Raw genomic sequence first — 24,190 nt, 5'->3', positions numbered from 1 at the left:
CGGCTACAGGCCTCCCGCGCCAGAGGTCTTCATCCCAGCCATGACCGCGCGGCCGGCTGCGCAAACCAGACCGGCTACGCCGCCCGCGCTAGCGCCGAGGCCAACCGTACACTAACAATCACATCGGACCTCTCCGCGGGGGCGGATCAACGCGCAATCACGCGATCCTGGGTGCCAGCGACGCCTGCATCGCGACCCATCCGAGCGACATGGCCGTGGCCATGCGCGCGCTCGACGCGACGGTGGAGACGCTGCGCGGGGACGGCGGGACGCGGAGCATTCCGATCGCAGAGTTCTACCGGTTACCCGGCGACACGCCACAGATCGAGACCGCCCTTTTGCCCGGAGAACTGATCACGGCGGTGACATTGCCGAAGCCAGTCGGCGGCCAGCAGATCTATCGAAAGGTTCGCGATCGCGCCTCCTATGCCTTCGCGCTGGTTTCGGTCGGCGCGATTGTCCAAAGGGACGGAAGTGGGCGCGTGGCCCTTGGCGGCGTGGCGCATAAGCCTTGGCGCGTCGAGGTCGCGGAAGCCGCGTTGCCGCGCGGCGCGAAAGCTGCCGCCGCGCAGCTTCTCGCCGGCGCTAACCCGACCCAGCAGAACGCATTCAAGCTACCGCTGATTGAGCGCACCCTCGGTGCGGTTCTCTCAGAGGCGAGAGGATGAGCCATGAGGTTCGATAGCCCCGCGACCACCAACCCGATCGACCAACTCAAGGTGATTGGCCAGCCGACCAGCCGGATCGACGGCCCGCTCAAGACCACCGGCACGGCGCCCTACGCCTATGAACGCCACGATGTCGTGCCGAACCAAGCCTATGGCTATGTCGTGGGCGCAGCGATCGCGAAAGGGCGGATCGCCGCGATCGACCTCGAGAAGGCGCAGGCCGCGCCCGGCGTGCTCGCGATCGTCACGGCGGAGAATTCGGTCAAGCTCGGCAAGGGCGGTCGGAACACCGCGGCCCTGCTCGGCGGCCCCGCCATCGAACATTACCACCAGGCGGTTGCCCTGGTCGTCGCGGAGACATTCGAACAGGCGCGCGCCGCCGCCGGCCTCGTCCAGGTGGACTATGCGCGGACCGATGGCGCCTTCGATCTCGCGGCGGTCAAGAATTCGGCCGGGACGCCCAAAGCGGGCTTCGGCGGACCGCCTGATACCTGCGTCGGCGATTTTTCCGGTGCGTTTGCCGCGGCGCCCATCCAGCTCGATGAAATCTACACGACGCCCGATCAATCGCACGCGATGATGGAGCCTCATGCATCGATCGCGGCCTGGGACGGGGACAAGCTCACCGTTTGGACGTCCAATCAGATGATCGCTTGGGCGGCCGGCGATCTCGCGAAGACGCTCGGCATTGCCAGAGACAAAGTCCGTGTCATGTCGCCGTTCATCGGCGGTGGCTTCGGCRGCAAGTTGTTCCTGCGCGCCGATGTGTTGCTCGCGGCCCTCGGTGCCCGCGCGGCCGGACGACCGGTTAAGGTCGCCCTGACACGCCCGCTCTTGGCCAACAATACGACGCACCGGCCGGCGACGATCCAGCGCATCCGGATCGGCACGACGCGCGAGGGCAAGATCACCGCGATCAGCCATGAGAGCTGGTCCGGCGACCTGCCGGATGGCGGCCCTGAAGAAGCCGTGAACCAGACGCGCCTGCTGTATGCCGGGGCTAATCGCATAACTTCGACACGGCTGGCCGTGCTCGACCTCCCTGAGGGAAACGCGATGCGTGCGCCGGGCGAGGCTTCGGGCATGATGGCATTGGAAATCGCGATCGACGAAATGGCAGAGAAGCTGGGGTTGGACCCGGTGGAGTTCCGCATCCTCAACGACACGCAGGTCGATCCGGAACACCCGAAGCGCCCGTTCTCGCAGCGCCACTTGGTGGAATGCCTGCGCACCGGCGTCGAGCGCTTCGGCTGGAGCAAGCGTCAGGCGCAGCCCGGACGTCAGCGCGATGGTCGACTTCTGGTCGGAATGGGCGTCGCCGCCGCGTTTCGCAACAACCTGCTGACGAAGTCGGCGGCACGCGTCCGGCTCGACGGTCGCGGTACCGTGACGGTCGAGACCGACATGACGGATATCGGCACCGGCAGCTACACCATCATCGCCCAGACCGCGGCCGAGATGATGGGTTTGCCCATCGAGCAGGTGACAGTCCACCTCGGCGACTCGACCTTCCCGGTCTCCTGCGGCTCGGGCGGTCAATGGGGCGGCAACAATTCGACCGCCGGCGTCTATGCCGCCTGCCTCAAGCTGCGCGAAGCGGTGGCCCAGAAACTCGGCTTCAACTCCGCCGAAGCCGCTTTCATCGACGGTGAGGTCCGCTCCGGCAATCGCAGCGTGTCGCTTGGCGAGGCGGCCGGCGCAGACGGGCTCGTTGCCGAGGACGGCATCGAATATGGTGATCTCGACAAGAAGTACCAGCAATCGACCTTCGGCGCGCATTTCGTCGAGATCGGCGTCGATGCCGCGACCGGGGAGACCCGAGTTCGACGCATGCTCGCGGTCTGTGCCTGCGGCCGCATCCTGAACCCGAAGACCGCGCGCAGTCAGTTGATCGGCGCGATGACCATGGGCGTCGGCGCCGCCCTCACGGAAGAGCTGGTCGTCGACAAGCGCGCCGGCTTTTTCGTCAACCACGACCTAGCAAGCTACGAGGTTCCCGTCCATGCCGACATTCCGCACCAGGAGGTGATCTTCGTCGACGAAGCGGACCCGATCTCGTCACCGATGAAGGCCAAGGGCGTTGCCGAGCTGGGGATCTGTGGAGTCGCGGCGGCGGTCGCAAATGGGATCTACAATGCCACGGGCGTGCGTGTGCGGGACTATCCTATCACGCTGGACAAGCTCATCGATCGGCTACCGGCGATGCCGTGAACGCGTGGATGGGTTGTCGATCGGCTCCCCCGAACCATCTCAGTTCAGCTTCGTTCATGCTGCGTGAGGTCAGTTGGGCGCTATGAAGCGTTTGCGTCTTTCGGCTTTCGGATTTGATCGGCTGATAGCGAAGCTCATTGCCAGGAACAGTTCGCCGCGGGTCCAGCGGCCGTTGCAAATGTCGACCCGCGTTGCGGATGAGAACTTCTTGGTTCCGGCCGTCTCGACGACGATCGACAAATAGTCCGCATCGAAGGAAAGCCTCGGCAGCACGATGCTCCTGGCGAGGGCCAGCCAGTCGACCTTTACGACGAACAGTGTTGCGACATATGCCAAGAGGACCAGCGACAGCCATTTCAGCACCGCAACGCTTGGCCGATGCAAAGCCGATCCCGGTCGCGCCGCCCGTTATGACTGCCGTCTTGCCGTCAAGCCCGCTCATTTGGTCATCCTCTCGTCGAACTGCACCCGCGGCGGCTTCAGTTCGTGACGAACGACAGAATGTCCGGGTTCAGCACTCGGGGCTCAATTGCGCCAGAACCGAACCTTGGCTCTTGCCCGAAAGCGGACTTACCAGCGCAGAGCGACAGCCAACTGCCGCTTTCGTTCAGCGCCAGTAGCGGAAGTTGGCACCCCTCCAGGAAGCAGACATTGCGCGCTGGAGGGGGCCGGTGACTCATAATCCCTAGAAGGAGTCGCATGGCATAAGCTTCCGCCACCACCGCAAGCAGCACGGGTGCTCCCCACTCAGCCATATGATGGAATCACGCTTGAGCGCGCTGCCTGGAACGGAGAGGCGCTCCCATTCCAAAGGACCGCCTGAACAACGCTGTAAAGGCGCCACCGAAGCTTGCCCGATCCGCAATGCGGTGACGGCTTGAGACGGAGAAGAGCTTGATCAGCATTCTTATGCGTTCTGCATCGGGCAATTCGAACGAGATGATTGCGGCTTGATCCGATACAGCCTCGACCTTTGCGCTCACGAAACCGACATCGGCGATCAGGATCGTCATCGCCCTGGACGCGCATATTTTGGCGGCGTTAGCCAGGTCAAACGCCGCTGAATTTAACGACAAGTCGGTCAGACGGCAATTCCAGGGAAGATTGTCGTCGGCGAGAACGACCGCGCTTTCGTTCACGTCGAAACGCTCCTCCCGCCGCGGCCGCTCGAAACAGACGACAAAGGCGACGAATGTCATCGTCATCGCTACGCTGGCCCAGAGCAGATTGAACAGGTCGAGCGAAGAGACTTCCGATGAGGCTTCCGGCGAGATCAGGTACCAAACGATGCCCCCGGCCGAGAGCAGGCTGATCGAGCCGAAGGTCAGCGCCATCTTGAAACGCAGCTGGGACGAGGACCGGTCTCCACCTTTATCCGTAACCTTGAACGGGCGGCCGAAGGGGCGGATGAGCGCCGATAACAGCGTCAGCGTGACCGCTGGCGCCGGCAACAGGTGTGTCACCTCCATGAACAGAGGCAGTGTCCTTCGCGCCGAGATCCAGCCGCCATGGATCCAGAGAGCCAGCAGCGCCGGGAGGCCATAACGCAGAAAGCCCAGATAGTCCGCATAATAGGCCGGTAGGCCGAAAAGCCAGTATAGTGAGGGCGCGATCAGCATCAGGACCAGGAACGGCTTGCAGAGCCAGTTTAGGATGCCGTGGACGTAGTGCAAGCGCTGCACGAACGAATAGCCCCGGCCGCGAAGCGGCCCGTCCGGAAGCAGCGCAACCTGCATCGTGCCAAGGCACCATCGCGTTCGCTGTGTGATATATTCAGGAAGCCCCTCAGCGGAGAGGCCGATGCTCAGCAGCTCGTTGAGCCAATGCGTCTCGTAGCCACGACGCATCAGTGTATATGTGAGATTGATATCCTCGCAGATCGCGCTGTCCGGGAATCCCCCGATTTCGTTCAGGAGGTCCCGGCGAACGACGAAAGAGGTTCCGACGCAGAAGGCGGCGCCCCATGCGTCCTTGGCCGGCTGAAATACATCGAAGAAGATGCGCTGGTCGTCGACCCAACTATCCGCCGCCATGAGGTTATGCTGGATCGGATCGGCATTGTAGAAGAACTGCGGGGTCTGAACGATGCCTGTTCTGGGATTGCCGAAAAGGCCGACCATCCGGCGCAGAATATTGCGTTTCGGCGCGAAATCGGCGTCCAGCACGAGGATTAGCGGAGCGTTGGTCTCTGAGGCCGTGTGACCCAGCGCGTTGTTGAGATTGCCGGCCTTGGCGCCCTTGTTGTCGGCGCGCGTGATGTAGCGGGCGCCGACCTTCTCGCAATACTCCTTCAGCCAGGCGCGCCGGGTGTCGTCGAGAACCCAGACAGCAAAGTTGGGATAGTCGATGGCCAATGCCGGAATGATGGATTTTTCCAGCACGTCGAGCGGCTCGTTGTAGGTGCAGATGAAAACATCGACCTTGGGCCAGCAATTTCGGTCCGCGAGAATGCTCTCGCAGAGATCCGCATCGCCGGAACGGTCGCGCCAGCGCAGGAGAATGATGATCGACAAAAGGGTGTAGGTGATAGCGACAGCCTCGAAGCCGAAGAACACATGTGTCCAGAGGCTGCCGATACTCCACTCGAACGGCGGGAGCGTTTCCTGCCAACGCCAAGCTGCGTAGCAGATGATGATTGCTGCGGCGCAGGCGCCGAAAAGCGCCCGCCCCATTGCGCTCTCGCGTGACAACAGCCGCGACAGCAGGAGCAGGGTCACGAATATCCCCATGTCGAAGGCGAGAACGGTGCTGAGATCCTGAGGTTGCGGAAACATGCTAATCCACCTTCTTCCCGGTGAAGGGATTGAGGCCGGTCCGCGCGAGGATGGCCCAAGCCGTTGCTCCGAGATGCGGGCGATGAAAATAGAAGAAATCGGCTTCCTTACTCGTGTCGCCGATCGCGAGGCCGGTTGAAATCCGCGCTCGATCAGTCGCGTAGAGCAGGCCGGAAGGCGCTCGGAAACGTTCGATCACCGCGAGCAGGCGATCGGCCTCCGGACGATTGCCTGCGCGGCGTTCGACCAGAGCCGCTTGAGCGGTTCCTTCCGTCCACAAGCCGTCCTGATCGCCGTTGAAATCGTAGCCACCCGCCACAGCGAGGTGGGTCTCGGCGAGGGCCAGTGAGCGGCGCCAATCGGCAGGCGGGTCGGCGACCGCCAGTAGCGGCCAGATCAGCGCATCCAGCGCGTAGACATGCGTCGGCTGCAGCCGTCCATCCGGCAAGGTGCCCATTCGAAAACTGCCTGAAGCAGGATCGAACATCGCGTCGAGAAACGGCCGGGTAACCTTGACGAGTTTCCGGGCAGCGGGCTCGGCACTGTCGCGCGCGATCCAGCTGCCAAGCGCGAAAGCATCCACATTGTGCTCGGTGGATTTCCATGGGATCGGCGTCTGCGCGGCATCAAAGCCGGCAAGACCTCCGGTCACGCCGTTGGCCTCGTGCCTATCCACGGCGTTGTCGGCGATCCAACTGCTGAGCCGCTGGGCGGCGTCGCGGTAGCGCTGTTCGCCTGTCGCCTCCGCCAAAGCGAGCAGAGAGAGACCGACCCACGCCACATTGCCGGTTTGGCTGCCGTCCTGGTAAGCGTCTTCCGCCCAGATCAGCTGATGATCGTCCCACCAACCGGGAAGGAGCTGAGGCCCGGACTTGACGATACCCGCTCGATAGGCGTTGCGAATGCGCCCATCCTTGAATGTCCGGTCGCTCGTCATCGCTGACAGAAACGCATCACCAATCCGTTGGGCGGCACCAAACTCGCCACATGACACTAAGGCGACGATGGCCAGCGCGTTGTCGTACGAAAACGCCGATCGAGCGATCGGTGGTGGCAGTGCCGTCTCGCCTTCGCCGCGTTCGTAGCTGGGCAGGAAGAGCGGCGAGACGACATCTCCTGCCGCTGTTCGGTCGATGTGCCGTGTAATCGGTTCGCAGAGCGGTTGGGCCATGGCGACCGTTGCGCTCATCAACAGCATCGCTGCGGTTGAAAGAGCACGTGCTTGCGCCAACATCATCGCATGCTTCGCTTGGCAGGTTCATGAGCCCCCGCTGCGTCCGCACTCCATAGCGCCGAAACGGCACGCCCCATCACAGTGGAAGCCTGGTGCCAGACGACCGAGGCCGAAGGCACCCAGCCATCCGCCCGGGTGACGGTGACCCATTTCCCGACCGGGCAAGCCCCCGCGGGCCGGTCGGCCTCGTCGGCGAACTTGACCAGCACATACATTTCCCGGCGCTCGGTCTGCGGGAAAGGCAAGGCGTATTGCGCGTCACTCCTATCATTCGACTTCGGGACAATGTCCTGGACGATCCCCTCGCGCGGGCCGTTCCTATCCTCGCCGGACACGAGAACCCGAGTGCCGACGGAGAGAGCTGTAGCCTGGCGATACGAAAAGATCGCAACGGCGAAGAGGTCGCGGCAGTCGACCATTGTAGCAAGCGAGTCGCCGGCGTTGACGTGGCGGCCGACCGCAGCCTCGATGGACAGAATCTCTCCGCCCTTCGTCGCGGTCAGACGGGCCTCGGTCAGCGAATCCAGGCGGGCCTTCTCGGCGTCGACCGCAGCCAGTTGGACCTCAAGGCCGGCCTCCGCCTGGGCCTCCTCGATCGTCTGATTCTGGAGATGGAAAGCGATGTCCCTCCGCTTCTGGGCGAGAGTCGCCAGGCCCACGAGGTTGTCGCCGACGAAGATGTCGTTCCTGACAGCCTCCAACTGGCTCTGGCCGGCTGCGAGCTTTGCAGCGGCTGCGTCAAGCGATCCTTGAGCTGCCGATAGCTGCTGGGTCGTTGGCTTTAGCATGTAAGGACTGGCGGTGTTTTGAGCGACGAGACTTTGCTGGCGGTCGCGCAGCGCGCCCTTCTCGATCACTCCGGCTCTCGCTGCACTGAGGAGGCCGGCCAAACCCGCATTCTGATCCGTCAGCTGCGTGATCAGCTGGGCCTTTTGCGCAGAGATCTCTCTCTCGAGCGTTTCGATATAGCCGCGGTCCGCCTCTTTCCGCGCCCTGGCGGTGATGAGGGCCCGCTGGAATTCTTCAGCCTTTCCCTGAAGGCTTATGAGCGTGGAGCGATCGACGCGCTTGTTCCAAATTTCCGCCACCGCAGCATCTTCGGCCATCCGAGCGCCGGGAGCGACGTTCATCGCTGCGACTTCGCCCGCAATCGGAGATGTGAGCAGCGTCACAGGCGCATTCAGGATAGCCCGGTCAGATTGATCCGCCACCAGCGGCGGGAGCGTTGCTGTCAAAAGCAAACCGGCGAGTACCGTTGCGACAAAGTATGCACTCACTTTGATGAAGCGCGAGTGGGCACGGCCCTTGGGGTCGAGCCCCGCTTTGGTGGAGTGAGGCATCGTCAATTCCTTCGCTGGAAGGGTGAATGGGACCTCTCTCGCAAGGCGCTGTTTGCGAGCGTCGTTTCCTCTCCGGACATTCGCGTCAGGCCAGCAACAGGAAGATCGCAGCGATGTTCGAAGATTTTATTGCAATGCAGCAATGGGGGCTGTTGAAGGCGTAACAGGGGCTATTGGACGGCTTCTTTGAGCCTGGCCAGCAGCTGAGCGGCGGACGCCAGCCGCGCCGCGTTCCGATTGGGCGCGTCCTTGAAGATCGCGACCGGGGCGGTGGCGAGCGGCATGCCTTCGCTGGGATAAACCCAGACGATCCCCGCCTTTACCGCATCGGGGTCGAAGGCGCGGAAGTGGTCGACGGTGGCGCCGACCAGCGCCTCACCGCGCACCAACATGTCGATAAGCTGGGCCCGCGGTGGAGACGATGAAGGGCTCCTGCTGGCCCCAGCGCCGCATGAAGTCGGCGCCGAGCCGCTTCTCCAGCAGGTACATCTGGTTGAAGCTCGTGCCTGCCGCCGAATCCTGGATGCGAGCTTGCGGCTTGAGTTCCCGGTTGAGCAGGTCGGCACAGGCCTTGGGCGCCTTCTCCGGGGGAGAATGTTGCGGTTATAGGCCCTGATGACGCCAACGATCCGGCGATCGCCCATTGGTCGCGATCGGAGGCTTCCGGCGGAGCCACCAAGACGAGAGCCATATGGGACGGTCGCCAAGTTCGAGGATCTCTATGGCAACATCTGGGACCTCATCGAACCGGGCGTATCTGACTGATCCGAGACGTCGACATAAAGTGGACCCTCCGTCGGCTTCCAGCCCGCTGCGGACGAGTTGCGCCAATTGCCGTTGGCGTTCGGCAGGAACTGGCGCTCTGATCTTAGGTGCTGCCGGGCGTCGACTCTCGACCCATAGCTGACGCCGGCGTTAGACCAGCTGTAGACCGACGCCTTATCCGCATCTCTCGCAGGCCCTTGAACGAGGCATGCCGCAGCTTGCCGTCCGTCCAGGCACGGAAGGCTACTCCGCTATTAACTCGATCTTGAGCCAAACGGCTTTCTTCATTCGCGCGGTCTCCGTCGCGGCCGGCTCGTCGGTGACGAGCTAAGCCACATGATTATGCAGGCCGCACCACCTGCTGCGGTTCCCTGCTTTTTGGAACCGTTCGAAGAAAAGTTGGTTTTGTGAGCGCTGTCTCATCCAACCTTCGGACGACCATGATCGCGAAATCATTCATCATCAGCCTGACGGCACTAGGAGCCAGCATTGGCGCGGCGCAGGCGACCCACATCGACAACAAAGCGCTCACGCCGGTGGCAGGGCTAGAATTGGGCGAGCGGCTCAGTAAATCCAGAGCACCGGCGGATGTGGTGGTGGCTCCGCAAGCCGAAGCAATGACGGCTGACGCGGATGCCCAACCCGTGCGCGCCGAGCGCAAGGTCCGCGTTGTTTACCCGCTTCCCCGCTGAGTGCTGCCTCGTAAGTACTTATTGGAACTAATAGCGTTCCAACCTGTTGTGAGCGCGGTGACACTCTCTTCTTTATGGAGATTCTAATGTTCAAGCGTCTTGCCATCGTCTCCGTTCTTGCCATCGCTCCGACGCTCGCTCTCGCCCAGTCCAACTCCGGCGCCGCCGGCGGTGCGGTTTCGGGCGGCGCCACCGGCGCCGTTGGCGGAGCCATTGTGGGTGGCCCGGTCGGCGCCGCCGTGGGTGGCGTGGTCGGCGCCACCGCTGGTGCCATCATCGGTGACGCCGCCACGCCGAAGTTCCGCACGTACGTGACCGAACAACGCGTTCCCTCCTACAGCTACAAGGAGGAGGTCGCCGTTGGAGTAGCGCTGCCGGAGGAAGGCGTGGTCTATCGCGAGGTTCCGGCTGAATACGGTGCCCGCGAGTACCGCTACACCGTGGTCAACGGAAAGACCGTCCTGGTCGAGCCGAAAACCCGCAAGATTGTCCAGATTATCAATTGATACGATCGGGGGCCGAATATCTCGGCCTCCTTTTTCGAATCCATTTTCAAGGGGCAATCCTGGCAGATGGATCCGGATCGGGAGCCACCGACCTTCTAGGCATTATCATTGGTTACTTGTTATCGGCATCGGCTTCTTTTTCTTCAGCGGCGGCTTCGGCGGTGGAAAACGCATCGATGTGAATGTGAAGACGCCAGCCGTCGCGACGAAGTGACTCATCATCGTCATCAGCGAAGCCGGCCGTTGGGCCGGCTTCTGCATGTCGGGCGCCTCTTAGCGGCCGCTTCCGAAAGCCGGCGACCGACCCGTTGCAGACATTGACGCTCCGGTGAACGATGGTCCGCGAGACGGGTAATCGCTGGTCGTCATTCCATCAAATGACATAGACATTGCCTGGGCCATGGCGCCTTTATGTGACTGCAGTTATCTCCATGCCGCTTTTGGAAATGACCGCTGGCGGCGCGCATTGACGCCGCGCGGATGAGCCGGCAGCCCCCCTTTCGAGGATGAAGCGCCGTCGCCCTCCGGATCTCCAGCGTGACATGCATGCATGTCCGCCCCTGGTCTTAGTTGTGCCAAGAGCCGATGCCAGAAGCGCCCGATTGCACCGGCTGCACGGAATGGGGGGCTGACCACAGGTGGCGAACGAAGGTGACCGGCGCGAGCCGGCTGTCGACGCGCTGGCGACGTCAGCGCAGGAGCTGGCTTCTCGCCCCGCCACCGAGGATCGCAAGGGCGGTGCCTCGGCTCACGGGCCGGCCTCTGAAACCAGCGATGACGCGTCTCGCCAACCCGGGACGGCCCGGCCTGCGGGTGCCGGCTCGTTCCTGAGGAGGTTGGCATATGCCGGGCTGGCGCTCTGCCCGGCTGGCCTCATCGGCCTTTGCGGCGTCGTCGCCTACTACGCCTTGCAGCTGCCTCCGCTCAGTCAGCTCACGGTGCCGAAAAGGCCCCCGAACATCGCCATCCTGGCGCATGACGGCTCGTTTCTGGCCAATCGCGGCGAGACGGGCGGCCGCGAGGTCTCCCTCGGAGAGCTGCCGCCCTCCCTGCCCAAGGCTTTTGTCGCGATCGAGGACCGGCGCTTCTACGATCATTGGGGCATCGACCTGATGGGCCTCCTCCGTGCAGCCCACCGCAACCTGACCCATGACGGCGGCCTCCAGGGCGGCTCGACGCTGACCCAACAGCTCGCGAAAAACCTGTTCCTGACCCAGGAGCGCACGGTCTCGCGCAAGATCCAGGAAGCGATCCTGTCGCTCTGGCTGGAGCGTAGCTACAGCAAGGACCAGATTCTCGAACTCTATCTCAACCGGGTCTATTTCGGGGCCGGTGCCTATGGTGTCGAGGCCGCGGCCCAGCGCTACTTCGGCAAGTCGGCCCGCAACGTGTCGTTGTCGGAAGCCGTCCTGCTGGCTGGCCTCGTCCAGTCGCCGTCGCGCCTGGCCCCCAGCCGCAACCGCGAGGCCGCTCAGGCCCGCGCCGAACGCGTGATCGCGGCGATGAAGGAGCTCGGCTTCATCACGCCCAACATGGCCCTGACGGCCCTTGGTGCACCGGCCGAGCTCATGCGTCCAAAAGGAGCCGGCTCCGCCAATTATGCAGCTGACTACGTGATGGATGTGATCGACGACGTCGTCGGCACCATCGACACCGACGTCGTGGTCTCGACCACTCTCGAGCCATCCTTGCAGGCGGCGGCCGAGCGGGTGCTGGTCGACGAGCTCAACGCCAAGGGCCAAAAGTTCAATGTGAGCCAGGGCGCCTTCGTGGCGATGCGGCCGGACGGGGCCGTGACAGCGCTCGTGGGTGGCCGCGACTACGAGGCGAGCCAATTCAATCGGGCAACCTCCGCCCGCCGCCAGCCGGGCTCGTCCTTCAAGCCTTTTGTCTATCTGACGGCCCTTGAACGAGGGCTGCGCCCCGACACCGTGCGCTCGGATTCACCGGTCAGCATCAATGGCTGGAAGCCGGAAAATTATGACCGGGGCTATCGGGGGCCAATAACCTTACGCAAGGCTCTCGCGCTTTCCCTCAACACGGTGGCGGTAAAGCTCAATATGGAGGTCGGTCCCAAGGCGGTCGTCCAAACGGCGCAGCGCCTCGGCATCACCTCGCCGCTCCAGGCCGCCCCCTCGATCGCGCTCGGCACCTCCGAAGTCACGCCGCTCGAGCTCGTCGGCGCCTATGCCACCTTCGCCAACGGGGGCTTCGCGGCTGTGCCCTACGTGATCACCGAGGTGAAGACCGCGGATGGCAAACTCGTCTTCAGCCGCCCGGCTTCTGGCGATCTGGAGCAAATCATCGATCCAAGCACTGATGCCATGATGAACGAGATGATGCATAACATTTTCGTCATCGGCACGGCCCAAAGGGCGCGGATGCCGGGCTGGCCGATGGCTGGGAAGACCGGCACCACCAACGACTACAAGGACGCGTGGTTCGTGGGTTATACCGGCAATCTGGTTGCCGGCGTCTGGTTGGGCAACGACGACAGCACGCCCACCAAGGGCGTATCTGGCGGCAACCTGCCGACCGACATCTGGCACAATTTCATGAAGATCGCCCTCAAGGACCAGAAGCCGGTCACCCTGGCGGGCGTGGCCGGTGCCGGACAGGATCCGCGCTACGCCAATGCCGGCGAAAGCGGCCGGGGCCAACCGCGGCAGCGCGCCAAGCGCCAGAAGAACTTCTTCGAGAGGCTGTTCGGGCTCTGAGGCTCAGTCATCCAGCCCAGAGCCAAGCTCATTGTTTTCCCGGGCCGCGTCTAGATCATCCATGAGCCAGCTCTGAGGCCCAGACCGTGTCCCTGGACGTTCACCAAAGCGGCCTCGCTACGCTTGGAGATGGCGGGGCGCGTTTTCCGTGATGAGGCCTCGGCAGCGAGTTGCGCGGGAACCGGCGCAGCTTGGTGGTGTTCTAAGGTCGCTTGCCTATCGCGGCCGGCCGCCATTCCGGGGGATTCAGCCTTGTCCGCACCGTCTCGCCGCGCGCTTCTCGCTCTGCTCTCCAGCGCGGGCCTGCTGGCGCACCGCTCCGTATGGGCGCAGGCGCCGGCGGGGCCTGCAAAGAGCTTCGGCTACGGCGACGTCGTGGAGCGCGCGACGGCGCTGGCTAAACAGCCCTTCGATGCCGAAAGCGCCAAGATCCCGGACGAACTGTCGAGGCTGACCTATGACAGCTATCGGGAAATCCGGTTTCGGCGCGACAAGGCCTTCTGGCGCGACGGCGGATCGGATTTCCGTCTCCTGCCGTTCCATCTCGGCTTTCTGCACAACAAGCCGGTCCAGGTTCACATCATCAACCACGGCAACGCGATCCCGATCCCGTTCACGACCGGCCTGTTCGAATACGGCAAGGTCCCCATTCCCAAGGGGCTCTCGCCGGCGCTGGGTTTCGCGGGTTTCGCCGTGACCACCAACCTGAACGACCCCAAGGTGCAGGACGAGGTCATCTCCTTCCTGGGCGCTAGCTATTTCCGGTTGATCGGGCGGGGCCACCGCTACGGGCTTTCGGCGCGCTCGCTGGCCTTGGATGTCGGAGGCAACGGCCCCGAGGAATTCCCTTTCATGCGCGCGCTCTGGGTGGAGGAGCCATCGCGCGAGACGACCGAGCTCGTCATTTACGCCCTGCTCGATTCCCCGTCCGTCGCGGGAGCCTATCGCTATGTCGTCAGCCCGGGCCGCGAAACCTATATGGACGTCACCGCGACGATCATCCCGCGCCGGGAAATCGAGCGGATCGGCATCGCGCCGCTGACGTCGATGTTCCAGGCCGGCGAAGGCGATCTTGGCCAGCGGACCGATTTCCGCCCCGAAATTCATGATTCCGACGGGCTGATGATGGTGTCCGGCAATGGAGAATGGATCTGGCGCCCGATCCGCAACCCGAAGGCGCTTCGCATATCGAGCTTCGGCGACAAGAACCCGCGCGGCTTCGGCCTTATGCAGCGGGACCGCGACTTCGGCAGCTATCAGGACCTTGAAGCGCGCTACGATGCGCGGCCCGGCTATTGGGTCCAGCCCCAGGGCGATTGGGGCGAAGGCCGGATCGACTTGATCGAGATCCCGACCGTGAACGAAGCATTCGACAACATCGTCGCCTGCTGGACGCCCCACACGCCCCTGCCAAGCGGACAGGCCAGCGAGTTCCGCTACCGCATATCGGCGGTATCGACGACCTGGCACCTGCACCCCTATGCACAGGCACAGCACACCTTCAACGGCTCGGATATCGAGGATGGCGTCGCCGAGGGCAGCGGAACGAAACGCTTCATAGTCGATTTCGCCGGGGGCGACCTCGCCTATTACCAAAGCCAGCCTGACCGCGTGGAGTTGGTCGCCACCACGACGGCCGGTACGATCACGTCCAAGATCCTGGCCTTCCATGCGCCGCTTAAAGGCGTGCGCGCCATCGTCGATGCGACACTACCCGACGGCCAATCGGCCGAGCTTCGCATGTTCCTGAAGTCACGCAATCGCACCTTGAGCGAGACCTGGACGGCAACATGGTCTGTGCCGACCGGCGATTCCGCAAAGCCAGCGCCTTCGAAGGATGAGTCAGCGCGCAAGTGACGCCTCTCTCACTGCAGTCCCGCATGCCCATGAAGCTCCGAAGACATCCTCTCCTGATCGCTCTCCTCTCGGCAACCACGGGAGTCCTGGGGTGCCTCCTGATCGGCAACCTGCTGCCCGAGCCGCACGAACTCAAGCAGCCGATTCCGCATCATCTTGCCTCGTCGGATCGCCAGCTTAGGACGTCGATGGGCGCCCTGTTCGGGTCAAATTTCATTCCCGGGAACAGGATCGAGACGCTCGCCAACGGCAATCAGATCTTTCCGGCGATGCTGCGCGCCATCCGCGGGGCGCGGCAGACGATCAGCTTCGAGACCTATATCTACTGGCGAGGCGCCATAGCCGAGGAGTTCGCCGATGCGCTTTCGGCGAAGGCCCGGGAGGGTCTGAGCGTGAAAGTGCTGCTCGACTGGATCGGCAGTCTGCCGATGGACGAGCAACTTATCGAGCGGATGCAGGCTTCGGGGGTCGAAGTCGTGCGCTTCCGCCCGGTCACCTGGTACACGATCGACCGGGTCAATAACCGCACACATCGGAAGCTGCTGATCGTCGACGGGCGCGTGGGCTTTACCGGCGGCGTCGGCATCGCGGATGAATGGATCGGCGATGCTCGCACGCCTAACGAGTGGCGCGACAACCATTATCGGGTCGAGGGACCGGCCGCGGCGGAATTTCAGTCAGCTTTCGCCGAGCACTGGATCGAGGCGACGGGCGAACTGCTGCTTGGCGACCGCTTCTTCCCGGAGATCGCCCCGGCCGGTGACCATGCCGCGCAGGTGGTCGTCAGCTCGACCCATCAGCGCAATGTTATGCATCTCATGCTGATGACCGCGATCGCCGCTGCGCAGAAGAGCATCCGCATCGCGACGCCCTATTTCGTGCCCGACGAACTGACCCGCCAGCAGCTTCTCGAGGCCCGCAAGCGCGGCGTCGACATACGGATCATCGTGCCCGGGCCGCGGACCGATGCACGCATCGTCCGGAAGGCATCGCGGCACTTGTGGGGCGATTTGCTTCAGGCCGGCGTGAGGATCAGCGAGTACCAGCCGACCTTCTTCCACTGCAAGTTGGTGATCATCGACGACATCTGGACCTCGGTCGGCTCGACGAATATCGACGACCGCGCCTTGCGCCTTAACGACGAAGCCAACATCAATCTCTTCGATCAGCAATTCGCCGGCGCCCAGACAGCCTTGTTCGACAAGGATGCTGCGGTCTCGAAGCCCTACACCTTTGCGGATTGGCAAAGCCGAACGGCCAGCGAAAAGATTTCGGACTGGGTTTCCAGCCTCGCACGATCGCAGATTTGACATCACCCAAGAGAATCTCAGCGATGAAAATTCTCCGGCCCTTCAGGCATCGAGCAAGCTCGACCATGAAGTTGCGCAGGATTTGTCGAGTGATCGGGGCTTGGCGATCGAGGGGTTGATTGATCGCAGCATGTTAAGGCCTAATGCCGCCGGTCCACAGCACAGGAGAACCCGATGCGATTGGCACTCGCCATCCTCACCCTGGCCCTGACCGGCTGCAACAGCACGCCTGAGGCCACCCATCCGACGCGTGATTACACTGTCGGCACCGCTCAATGTTCGAAATTCAAATTCGGCACGTCCGAGATGGCGCAATGCCTCGATCGCGCTGCAGAGAGCCAGGCCGCAACGGTCGCCGGCGGAAGCGGCACCAACGGTTAAGCCGGGAACATAGCGTTGCAAGGCGGCGTTTGCTCCCGATCACCCGGAGTCGCCCATGAAACGTCAATTCATCGCCGCCGCGGCAGCGCTTTTCAGCGCGCCCGAGCCCATGATGCCGATGAGGCGTGGGAGGCGGTCATGATCGGTGGCGTGAAGAATGTACCGGTGACGATCGCGCAGGAAGGGCGGGACGAAGACGCCTCGGCGTTCGGCTACGGGCTCTCGCTCGCGCGTCAAGCGGACGCCCATCTCACGATCCAGGCACCTGCGGGTCGGTTCCACATCCTCTATGCGAGAACCGATCCTTCGGAAACATGGAAGGCAGAGGCCCAGCGTTTGGCCGCGGCGGGCTCATTGTTTCGCCGGGACACTTTAGAGTGGGTAGCCGGTCGCCCTACCGGCTACCCAGACAGGTGCGAATTCCTCCGAATTCGTCACATACGGTGGGATGAAGAACGCGTAGTAGGCCGCAATCCGCATGTCCCATCTCACACTGCGAAACTGCTCCGCGGCGGCGCTTATTTTACCGCCTTGGGAAATGCCCGACTCAGGAAACGTGAACCTGCTAGGCCATATCGCCAGGGCCGCTCGGCAGCTTTCGAAATTCCAACGCGTGTGCTGCAGACGATCTCGGGAGCATATGATCGGTCAACGATCGAGAACGGGTGGCGCTCCAAACTTAGCCCATCATGAGCGCTTGTTATCCCGAGCGCCTGGGCCAACCGTCCCGGTCCATTACATAGGTTGACCGTGGCACCGCGACGCGCCCGCATTTCAACCAGCCCGACTGTTGGCTCGATGGCCCTGATCAAGACCGCGCCCGCGCCTTCAGCGACGATATTCAAACACCAGTGAAGCCCATAGGATCGATAGACATACGCGTGCCAGGAAGGCCCGAACATCGCCGCATTCCGCAGTGTCGGACCGCGGAAGCTGTGCGATGCAGGATCGTCGGCGAGATAGGCCTCTGTTTCGACGATTATCCCTCCTATCCGATCAACAAGGAGCGCGACGCCAATCAGGCGCGGAGCAAGCTCCAGCGCGTTCAAAGCCTTCAGCTCGGTCAAGCTTCTCAGCTTTTCTCGAATTGTGGTAAAGCGAAGCGTCACTGTTCAGCTTCGAAAAACTCGTGCAGCACTGCAGCCAGCTCAGATTGCACTTCTTCAGCCATATGGTGGCCAGTCCGGATTGACGCACCGCGAATGCGCATAGCCTCTTTTCCACTCGTCGACGATCAGGCGCTCGTCAATTTCCGAGCACACAGCAAGGATGGGAGAGGACTCCCGTTTTCATAGCGAACAGGAGCCGAACCGGCGCTTCGTCTTCCTCGGCAAGGCCGCGATCTATTCGGCCGGCGCGACCTTCATGAACTTCTTCGCTCGCTCAAACCGCTATCTGACCCGCGGCACGCGGCTTATGATCCACGAGCGAAAGTTGCAGCCCAATGTAATCATCGACGGGCCGTTGACCGCTTGCATCGCTAACCTCAATGCCAAACTGAACGAGATCAAGCATTCGATCCCGATTCAGAACGAGGGGCTCCAGAATCTCGTCGCGGGATCGTCCGTGACGATGGAGCAAGTTCTCAAGCTCGCTCCTGAAAATTGGTACATTGAAGCCAATGAGGCACAAAATCTCTGGCTTATCGAGGGGGTGATTTAAGCGCCCCTGGCCCCCCGTACCGTTGCGCCGTTTCGTGTCACGCAAGCATGCGAACTTTCGGTTCACGGTCCCACTGCCGCGTGCGGGCGACGGCGACGAAGTCGCCGTCCCGCGCAGCCAGATCGACGACTCCCGCATCCGCCGTAACGCCCGCCTTGTCGAGGAGAGGTTTCGCCGCAGATGTAAAGCCGATTGCCTTGAGGTGAACGAATGCGTTGGTGACAAAATCGACGGCCGCGCTTTCATTCAAGAGGACTTCACAACCTTCCTCCGATAGCACGAGAGCAACCGCATCGAAGATCACAGAAGGGGAACCAGCGAGTTGGCAATCCGCCTTTAACTTCCCGCCACCCTTCACCGTCACGCCACCGATCTTGGGCGCGACGATCTTGATCGTCCCTCCATCAGCCTCCACAGCGCTCCTGATTACTCCGACCATCGCCTCGTCAGCGCCTTCAGAGACCAGAATGCCCACGACGCGTCCCTTGAGGGTCTCGGGGTATTTTCCGACAATACGGAGGGCGGGCGACGGCTCCATATCCTGTGGCATGATGGCAGGCTTCGAGGGCTGTGGCAGCTCGACGTTCAGTCCCACGGCGACTCGCTGGGCCAGTTCCTCGTCCACATTCCCCAGGTTCGCCAGAATGCGGTTGCGAACGTGGTCGAGCGTCACCTTGGAAAGCTCGAACACCAGTGCGCTGGCGAGATGGGCTTGCTCGATTTCGGTTTGCGACCGATAGAAGAGTCGCGCGTGGCTGTAGTGATCAGCGAAGCTCTCTGAGCGCAGGCGAACCTTATCGCCCGCGAGAGGAACTCTCGCGCTTCTGAAGCCGCCCGCGGGGTCTTCGCGCGGACCGCCGGCCTCACCCGCCTCAGCGAGGCTGTTCGGCTCGTAATTCGCCCGTCCGCTAAACACCTGGGTCTGCATCTGACCGTCGCGCTGGAGGTTCTGGAAGGGGCAGCCTTTCGGCCGGTTGATCGGAATCTGGTGGAAGTTCACCGTGCCGAGTCGCGAGAGCTGGGTGTCCTGGTAGGAAAACAACCTGCCCTGGAGCAGTGGGTCGTCCGAGACGTCGATTCCCGGAGGCATGTTCGTCGGAAGGAAGGCTGCCTGTTCGGTTTCAGCGAAGAAGTTGTCCGGGTTCCGATTCAGTACCATCCGGCCGATTACCCGGATCGGAATCATCTCCTCGGGGATAACTTTCGTGGCATCGAGAATGTCGAACGGCAGGGCATCCGCTTCGTCCTGGCTGAGCAATTGCACACCGAATTCCCACTCCGGGAAATCGCCGTTGGTGATGGCCTCGTGCAGATCGCGGCGGTGATAGTCCGGATCCGCACCCGCGATCTTCACCGCCTCGTCCCAGCAGGTCGACTGCGTGCCGAGCTTGGGCCGCCAGTGGAATTTGACGAAGGTCGGCTCGTCGCGGTCATTGAGTAAACGGAACGTATTGACGCCGAAACCCTCGATCATCCTGAGCGAACGCGGGATGGCTCGATCCGACATCACCCACATGATCATGTGGGTGGATTCTGGCATGAGGCCGACGAAATCCCAGAAGGTGTCGTGCGCGCTCGCAGCTTGCGGATAGCCGCGGTCGGCCTCCATTTTCACTGCGTGGATGAGGTCCGGAAACTTGATGGCATCCTGGATGAAGAAGACTGGGATGTTGTTGCCAACGAGATCCCAGTTGCCTTCCTTCGTGTAGAACTTGACTGCGAACCCCCGGACATCCCGTGGCGTATCGACGGACCCCGCGCCGCCCGCAACCGTCGAAAAGCGGGCGAAGACCTCCGTCTTCTCTCCAACCTCCGTGAGCACCTTCGCCCGTGTGAACTCGGCCAGGGAATCCGTGAGCTCGAAGAAGCCGTGCGCCGCCGATCCGCGAGCATGGACGATACGCTCGGGAATGCGCTCGTGATCGAAGTGCTGGATTTTTTCGCGTAGGACGAAGTCCTCCAGCAGGGTCGGGCCGCGTGGACCGCCTCTCAGAGAATTCTGATTGTCGCTGATCGGCACGCCATGGTTGGTAGTGATACGCGTATCCGGAGCGCTTGTGGTTTGGTGGAGCTCTCCGCCCTCACCGTGTCGAATGTTAGCGCCTGCGGTGTGCCGTCCCTTTGAATTCGCCATAACCGTCTCCTGACCGAACACGTCGGCGGTTTGCCAGACTTGTCCGTCGTTCAACTCGACGGCCGTGCCACCGTTCCGAACGTTTCCAATTCAAAAGCAGGCGAATTTCGCGCGGCCGGGCCTTTCGGGTTCGAACAGCGCCAGCATCCCGGCCTCGGTCCTACGTCATCGAGAATGGGGCATACGGCGAAAGGAGTCCGGGTGATCTTGGCGAGCCCAAACTCATCGATTTCCCGGTCCGCAACAAAGCCCAGGATCAACCCTTCGTGCCGGCAACGTCGGCCCGGGTGACGGCAACCGTAATGTGGACAGCCGCGCAGAGGGAGGAAAGCGCCGTCGATCTAGGGGGCAGCGGCCCATAAGCGACGCTGATCGGCATGCTTTCGGCCACCTCGATGTTCAATGTCTTGATCGGCAGCCTGTTCGTCGCGAGCATCATTCCGATGTCGACATCAAGGCACTTACACAATTTAGGGGGTTCGCTCGGATCTTAAGATTTTCCGTCGAGCGATGAAAGTGCTGTGCCTCGGTGACGCCTTCGCTCAGCAACCACTCGGCGCCCAATCTTCGGATCACAAACGTTGCCGCATATTGCTCTCCGAACGCCTCCCGGAACGGCCCGATCGCGCGGGATCTGTTGGATCGGGCTATCCGGGAGGCGTTAATGGACTGACACCGAGATCAGGCGGCTTTCTTGTTCGCCGAGCCGATGCCGATTTTGGACAGGAGCTGGTCCATCTTGGTTCTTCGGCGCCTGGTTGAGCAGCCCCAGTTCCCCGGCCCAGGTCTTCAGCGTGCCGTAGCGGGCAATCTCGTAGTGCTCGACCGCCTGGGCGGCGGCGACCAGGCCAGCATCGATCGCAGGGCTGCCCTCGAACTCCTCGATGATGCCAAGCATGGCGTCGCAGGTCTTGCCACTGGGGGCCTTGCCGAGAATCTCGAAAACCTCGGTGAGCCGCTCGATATGGGTTTCGGTTTCGTCGCGATGGGTTTCGAACGCTTTCTTGACCTCAGGTGAATTCGCTGCGCGCCATCTTGGGCAGTGCCTACAGGATCTGCTTTTCTGCGTAGTAGATGTCCTTGAGCGTATCGAGAAAAAGGTTCAGGACCGGGAAGCGCTGGTTTCTCCACTCGCACAGGGCCATGCTTCAGCGCCGGCGAACTTTCATACGCCTCAGCGGCCTGGCCAGCCGGGAGAGGAGGCTCAGCGGCGGCCGGGGCCCAATCCGCGGTCGAGGAATGCAACGGGACCGCATGCTCCCTTCCAGCTGGATGATGGCGATGGCTTAGCTGCCGAGATGCACCGAACTCGCGATTGCTTTGTCTGAAGGAGACGAGCGATGGCCGCGCACGGCCTGGTCAACGGCCCCTCGGCGAGAACTGCATCCACCTGTGCGTAGATATGCAGCGGCTCTTTGGCCCGGGATATCCATGGGCCTTTCCTTGGCTCGAAAGGGTTCTGCCATCGATCGAGCTGATAACCCGCTCGCACCCCGAACGTACGCCGTTCACTCGCTTCATACCGGCTCCGCGGCCGGGAGACGGTATCGGTTCGTGGCGCCGGCATTAAGAACGTTGGGCGGAGGTAACCCTTGACAATCTCGGTCTCGATGCTGTTCGCCTTCACGCGGTACTTGAGCGCTTCGTCTCGCCCGCCATCGTCCTAGACAAGAGGGTTTATTCTCCCTGGACAGCGGCCCTGGATCGGTTCGTCTCCGAGAAGCACGTATCATCATCCGGCGGCGAGACCGACGTTTGCGTCCTGGCAACCGTCCTGGGTGCCATCGATCGAGGCCTTCGCGTTGTTCTCGTGACCGATGCGCTTTGTAGTTCTGCCGATTCCACCCATGACGCCTTGATGGAACTCTACCTCAACCGCTTCAGCGAGCAGATCGAAGCCAGTACCACGGCGGAGGGTGGTGGCACAGTGGCGGTGAAATGATTCAGCGGGGAAGTGGAGCATCAATGTGCTCGTCGCCCGATACCCCGACCACTTGGCGAACCAGCATGCCGACTTCCAGTGTGTAGGACGTTGTCGAAATGCCCGGGAGTTCCGCCAGACTGACGTAGTGGCTGCCGTCGTCGTCTTGGCACTGTTCCCGGTAGAGTTCGCGCCGGACGGTTGAGCCTTCCGCGCCGGACCTCTGCTTGCGCGGGCTGGCCCCGATCAGTGGAAGACAGCCATCGATGCGGCCGCCGCCGCCATAACGATGGTCGCTCCCCAACCAAAAATGCGGACCGTACCGTTCGTAACGAAGCGGCCCATGTTATCGCGCTGCGAACCAACCCACATCATCGCTGCCATCACGGGGACCGCAACGAAGCCGTTCACGACGGCGCTCCAAAACAACGCCTTCATCGGATCGATCGGCGTAAAGCCGAGACCCACGCCGAGGAGGGTGGCTGCTGCTATGACCGAGTAGAAGCCGACGGCTTCCCAAGGCTTGTTTTCCAGGCCGCATTTCCAGCCCTGCGCTTCACCGAATGCATACGCGACCGAGCCTGCGAGTACCGGCAATGAGAGCAAGCCCGTGCCGATGATGCCGAGGCTGAAGAGCTCGAAGGCGAAATCACCGGCGATCGGCCGAAGCGCTTCTGCCGCGTCGGCCGCGCTTCCGATCTCGGTCTTCCCGCTGGCATGCAGCGTCGCCGCCGTGCTGATGATGATGGCGATCGCGACGAGGTTCGACACCGCCATCCCGACAAATGTGTCCAGACGGATCCGTTGAAACTGACGATCCGCTTGCTCAGGTGCTTTCTTCAGGGGCTTGTCCTCATCCTTGCGGTCGATCTCCTCGACCTCCTGGCTGCTTTGCCAGAACAGGAGGTAGGGGCTGATGGTCGTGCCGAAGATCGCGACCACCATCGTCACGGTGTCTCCGGACAGCGTCAGCTTGGGCATGACGAAGCCTGCCCCGACCGCGGGCCAGTCGATCTTCACGATAAAGATCACGGCGACGTAGGCGAGCAGCACCAGCGTCAGCCATTTGAGGTAATTGGCGTAGGTCTCGTAGGAAATGAAGAGCTGCAATGTGAGCGAAATGCTGGCCAGCACGACGGTGTAAAGCGCGCTCGGGCCGCCAATGGCGAGCGAGCCGGCCGCACCCATGGCGGCCAAGTTCGCGCCGATGTTGATGGTGTTAGCGATGAAAAGCAGGCCGACCAGGCCGAGCACCGCCCATTTCGGCATGACCTTCTTGAGGTTCTGCGCCAGGCCGCAGCCGGTGACGCGACCTATCTGGGCGCTAACGAGCTGCACGGCAGACATCAGGGGATAGGTCAACGCCATCGTCCAGAGCATGTTGTAGCCGAACTGCGCTCCGGCTTGCGAATAGGTCGCGATCCCCGAGGGGTCATCGTCGGCCGCACCGGTTATGAGTCCGGGCCCGAGCTGCTTGAAGACAGCAGCGCCTCGCCATCCTTTCCATGAAATCGACCGCTTCGCGGGAGGCGGGGACGGCATTTCGGAGAGACTGGTCATGGCGTTGTTCCCGGAGAGCGCGGGAACAACAGCCTGCTGCCGGCTTCGTTCCGCCGCACAATGCGCTCGGGAACAGAAACGACGGCCCAGCGGTTCGAGAGGCATCCTGCGGCCTAGGCCGCGTCCAGTTAGGGGGCTTCTCCAATGAGAAAGCAGCTGATCATACTCACCATCCTGGCGGCGACGGCGCCGTTCGGCGCGTATGCCCAGACCTCGACCACCTCGCCCATGCCGGCACCGAAGGCGGATGCCGACAAGAATGCGCCGCTGCCGGGAGCCAACAGCTTCACCGAAGGCCAGGCCAAGAGCCGCCTCGAGGCGAATGGCTACACCAACATCAGCGAACTCAAGAAGGACGACAACGGCGTCTGGAAGGGCAGCGCGACCCATAGCGGCGCCACGGTCAGTGTCTCGGTCGACTATCGCGGCAATATCACCCGCAACTAATCATAGGAGAA

General features: G+C 62.4%; 21 protein-coding genes and 2 pseudogenes. 11 read left to right on the top strand and 12 right to left on the bottom strand.

Annotation, left to right across the window (positions count from 1 at the left end):
- Positions 1–140: 140 nt before the first annotated feature.
- Together AC1DE3_RS24470 and paoC are read left to right on the top strand one after the other, a co-directional pair.
- Positions 141–668 (top strand): annotated as a pseudogene (locus AC1DE3_RS24470) (FAD binding domain-containing protein); the annotation flags it as partial.
- Between the two features lie 3 nt (positions 669–671).
- Positions 672–2,879, top strand: coding sequence for an aldehyde oxidoreductase molybdenum-binding subunit PaoC (paoC, locus tag AC1DE3_RS24465; protein WP_476852829.1), 2,208 nt, complete (start codon positions 672–674; stop codon positions 2,877–2,879).
- A 69-nt stretch (positions 2,880–2,948) separates the two neighbouring features.
- On the opposite strand, the gene AC1DE3_RS24460 is transcribed toward paoC, so the two are convergent.
- From AC1DE3_RS24460 to AC1DE3_RS24440, 5 genes are all read right to left on the bottom strand, one after another.
- Positions 2,949–3,242, bottom strand: coding sequence for a hypothetical protein (locus tag AC1DE3_RS24460; protein ID WP_441514179.1), 294 nt, complete (start codon positions 3,240–3,242; stop codon positions 2,949–2,951).
- Between the two features lie 401 nt (positions 3,243–3,643).
- A complete protein-coding gene (locus AC1DE3_RS24455; RefSeq protein ID WP_441514178.1) occupies positions 3,644–5,653 on the bottom strand; it encodes a glycosyltransferase family 2 protein in 2,010 nt (669 codons plus the stop codon).
- A gap of 1 nt (position 5,654) precedes the next feature.
- Positions 5,655–6,890 carry a hypothetical protein gene (locus AC1DE3_RS24450; protein WP_441514177.1) on the bottom strand — a complete coding sequence of 412 codons (1,236 nt, stop codon included), beginning with the start codon at positions 6,888–6,890 and terminating at the stop codon, positions 5,655–5,657.
- Positions 6,887–8,227: an HlyD family secretion protein gene (locus AC1DE3_RS24445; RefSeq protein ID WP_441514176.1), complete on the bottom strand. Its 1,341-nt coding sequence runs from the start codon at positions 8,225–8,227 to the stop codon at positions 6,887–6,889. Before AC1DE3_RS24445 ends, AC1DE3_RS24450 begins: the two co-directional genes overlap by 4 nt.
- Before the next feature lie 170 nt (positions 8,228–8,397).
- Positions 8,398–8,619 carry a type 2 periplasmic-binding domain-containing protein gene (locus tag AC1DE3_RS24440; RefSeq protein WP_441514175.1) on the bottom strand — a complete coding sequence of 74 codons (222 nt, stop codon included), beginning with the start codon at positions 8,617–8,619 and terminating at the stop codon, positions 8,398–8,400.
- Between the two features lie 813 nt (positions 8,620–9,432).
- Between AC1DE3_RS24440 and AC1DE3_RS24435 the strand changes: the two genes are divergently transcribed.
- Both AC1DE3_RS24435 and AC1DE3_RS24430 read left to right on the top strand, forming a co-directional pair.
- On the top strand, positions 9,433–9,684 hold the full coding sequence (locus AC1DE3_RS24435; protein ID WP_441514174.1) for a hypothetical protein: 252 nt from the start codon (positions 9,433–9,435) through the stop codon (positions 9,682–9,684).
- A gap of 86 nt (positions 9,685–9,770) precedes the next feature.
- Positions 9,771–10,190 carry a DUF1236 domain-containing protein gene (locus tag AC1DE3_RS24430; protein ID WP_441514173.1) on the top strand — a complete coding sequence of 140 codons (420 nt, stop codon included), beginning with the start codon at positions 9,771–9,773 and terminating at the stop codon, positions 10,188–10,190.
- 105 nt (positions 10,191–10,295) lie between these two features.
- Here the strand turns inward: AC1DE3_RS24430 and AC1DE3_RS24425 are convergent, their stop codons facing one another.
- Positions 10,296–10,451: a hypothetical protein gene (locus AC1DE3_RS24425; RefSeq protein WP_441514172.1), complete on the bottom strand. Its 156-nt coding sequence runs from the start codon at positions 10,449–10,451 to the stop codon at positions 10,296–10,298.
- 377 nt (positions 10,452–10,828) lie between these two features.
- On the opposite strand from AC1DE3_RS24425, the gene AC1DE3_RS24420 reads away from it, so the two are divergent.
- The 4 genes from AC1DE3_RS24420 to AC1DE3_RS24405 all read left to right on the top strand — a co-directional run bounded on the left by AC1DE3_RS24420 (position 10,829) and on the right by AC1DE3_RS24405 (position 16,455).
- The gene (locus tag AC1DE3_RS24420) at positions 10,829–12,907 is read left to right on the top strand and encodes a transglycosylase domain-containing protein (RefSeq protein WP_476797774.1); all 2,079 of its coding nucleotides are present in this window, start codon (positions 10,829–10,831) and stop codon (positions 12,905–12,907) included.
- A gap of 252 nt (positions 12,908–13,159) precedes the next feature.
- A complete protein-coding gene (locus tag AC1DE3_RS24415; protein WP_441514170.1) occupies positions 13,160–14,764 on the top strand; it encodes an OpgD/OpgG family glucan biosynthesis protein in 1,605 nt (534 codons plus the stop codon).
- Between the two features lie 23 nt (positions 14,765–14,787).
- Positions 14,788–16,074 carry a phospholipase D-like domain-containing protein gene (locus tag AC1DE3_RS24410; protein WP_476797775.1) on the top strand — a complete coding sequence of 429 codons (1,287 nt, stop codon included), beginning with the start codon at positions 14,788–14,790 and terminating at the stop codon, positions 16,072–16,074.
- Between the two features lie 174 nt (positions 16,075–16,248).
- Positions 16,249–16,455, top strand: a complete 207-nt coding sequence (locus tag AC1DE3_RS24405) for a hypothetical protein (protein ID WP_441514168.1) — start codon at positions 16,249–16,251, stop codon at positions 16,453–16,455.
- Positions 16,456–16,518: 63 nt separating this feature from the next.
- Here AC1DE3_RS24405 and AC1DE3_RS24400 read toward each other — a convergent pair whose 3' ends face one another.
- Both AC1DE3_RS24400 and AC1DE3_RS24395 read right to left on the bottom strand, forming a co-directional pair.
- A complete protein-coding gene (locus tag AC1DE3_RS24400) occupies positions 16,519–16,704 on the bottom strand; it encodes a hypothetical protein (protein ID WP_441514167.1) in 186 nt (61 codons plus the stop codon).
- Positions 16,705–16,973: 269 nt separating this feature from the next.
- Positions 16,974–17,522 (bottom strand): DNA-3-methyladenine glycosylase, encoded by a 549-nt coding sequence (locus AC1DE3_RS24395; protein ID WP_441514166.1) that lies wholly within the window; start codon positions 17,520–17,522, stop codon positions 16,974–16,976.
- A gap of 202 nt (positions 17,523–17,724) precedes the next feature.
- On the opposite strand from AC1DE3_RS24395, the gene AC1DE3_RS24390 reads away from it, so the two are divergent.
- Entirely contained in the window at positions 17,725–18,117 is a 393-nt protein-coding gene (locus AC1DE3_RS24390) for a hypothetical protein (RefSeq protein ID WP_441514165.1), read from the top strand.
- Positions 18,118–18,154: 37 nt separating this feature from the next.
- Here AC1DE3_RS24390 and AC1DE3_RS24385 read toward each other — a convergent pair whose 3' ends face one another.
- From AC1DE3_RS24385 to AC1DE3_RS24375, 3 genes and pseudogenes are all read right to left on the bottom strand, one after another.
- Positions 18,155–20,251, bottom strand: coding sequence for a catalase (locus AC1DE3_RS24385; RefSeq protein ID WP_441514164.1), 2,097 nt, complete (start codon positions 20,249–20,251; stop codon positions 18,155–18,157).
- A 256-nt stretch (positions 20,252–20,507) separates the two neighbouring features.
- Positions 20,508–20,720, bottom strand: a complete 213-nt coding sequence (locus AC1DE3_RS24380) for a hypothetical protein (RefSeq protein WP_476797776.1) — start codon at positions 20,718–20,720, stop codon at positions 20,508–20,510.
- A 192-nt stretch (positions 20,721–20,912) separates the two neighbouring features.
- A pseudogene (locus AC1DE3_RS24375) lies at positions 20,913–21,396 on the bottom strand (YciE/YciF ferroxidase family protein).
- A gap of 512 nt (positions 21,397–21,908) precedes the next feature.
- Here AC1DE3_RS24375 and AC1DE3_RS24370 point away from each other — a divergent pair.
- Complete coding sequence (locus AC1DE3_RS24370; protein WP_441514212.1) at positions 21,909–22,193, top strand: cysteine hydrolase family protein; 285 nt, start codon at positions 21,909–21,911, stop codon at positions 22,191–22,193.
- 225 nt (positions 22,194–22,418) lie between these two features.
- Here the strand turns inward: AC1DE3_RS24370 and AC1DE3_RS24365 are convergent, their stop codons facing one another.
- Positions 22,419–23,732: an Nramp family divalent metal transporter gene (locus AC1DE3_RS24365; protein WP_441514162.1), complete on the bottom strand. Its 1,314-nt coding sequence runs from the start codon at positions 23,730–23,732 to the stop codon at positions 22,419–22,421.
- Between the two features lie 144 nt (positions 23,733–23,876).
- Here AC1DE3_RS24365 and AC1DE3_RS24360 point away from each other — a divergent pair, with 144 nt between their 5' ends.
- Positions 23,877–24,179, top strand: a complete 303-nt coding sequence (locus AC1DE3_RS24360) for a PepSY domain-containing protein (RefSeq protein ID WP_441514161.1) — start codon at positions 23,877–23,879, stop codon at positions 24,177–24,179.
- Positions 24,180–24,190: the final 11 nt, after the last annotated feature.

The organism is Allobosea sp. 10L417, from assembly GCF_056395485.1.
This window is presented reverse-complemented; position numbering and strand designations above follow the sequence as displayed.

Excerpts from the sequence above, each read along its gene's own strand:
- AC1DE3_RS24455 (WP_441514178.1), bottom strand. The coding sequence starts at position 5,653 with ATGTTTCCGCAACCTCAGGATCTCAGCACCGTTCTCGCCTTCGACATG.
- AC1DE3_RS24450 (WP_441514177.1), bottom strand. The coding sequence starts at position 6,890 with ATGATGTTGGCGCAAGCACGTGCTCTTTCAACCGCAGCGATGCTGTTG.
- AC1DE3_RS24445 (WP_441514176.1), bottom strand. The coding sequence starts at position 8,227 with ATGCCTCACTCCACCAAAGCGGGGCTCGACCCCAAGGGCCGTGCCCAC.
- AC1DE3_RS24440 (WP_441514175.1), bottom strand. The coding sequence starts at position 8,619 with ATGTTGGTGCGCGGTGAGGCGCTGGTCGGCGCCACCGTCGACCACTTC.
- AC1DE3_RS24435 (WP_441514174.1), top strand. The coding sequence starts at position 9,433 with ATGATCGCGAAATCATTCATCATCAGCCTGACGGCACTAGGAGCCAGC.
- AC1DE3_RS24430 (WP_441514173.1), top strand. The coding sequence starts at position 9,771 with ATGTTCAAGCGTCTTGCCATCGTCTCCGTTCTTGCCATCGCTCCGACG.
- AC1DE3_RS24425 (WP_441514172.1), bottom strand. The coding sequence starts at position 10,451 with ATGCAGAAGCCGGCCCAACGGCCGGCTTCGCTGATGACGATGATGAGT.
- AC1DE3_RS24410 (WP_476797775.1), top strand. The coding sequence starts at position 14,788 with ATGCCCATGAAGCTCCGAAGACATCCTCTCCTGATCGCTCTCCTCTCG.
- AC1DE3_RS24405 (WP_441514168.1), top strand. The coding sequence starts at position 16,249 with ATGCGATTGGCACTCGCCATCCTCACCCTGGCCCTGACCGGCTGCAAC.
- AC1DE3_RS24400 (WP_441514167.1), bottom strand. The coding sequence starts at position 16,704 with ATGGGCGTCCGCTTGACGCGCGAGCGAGAGCCCGTAGCCGAACGCCGA.
- AC1DE3_RS24390 (WP_441514165.1), top strand. The coding sequence starts at position 17,725 with ATGGGAGAGGACTCCCGTTTTCATAGCGAACAGGAGCCGAACCGGCGC.
- AC1DE3_RS24385 (WP_441514164.1), bottom strand. The coding sequence starts at position 20,251 with ATGGCGAATTCAAAGGGACGGCACACCGCAGGCGCTAACATTCGACAC.
- AC1DE3_RS24365 (WP_441514162.1), bottom strand. The coding sequence starts at position 23,732 with ATGACCAGTCTCTCCGAAATGCCGTCCCCGCCTCCCGCGAAGCGGTCG.
- AC1DE3_RS24360 (WP_441514161.1), top strand. The coding sequence starts at position 23,877 with ATGAGAAAGCAGCTGATCATACTCACCATCCTGGCGGCGACGGCGCCG.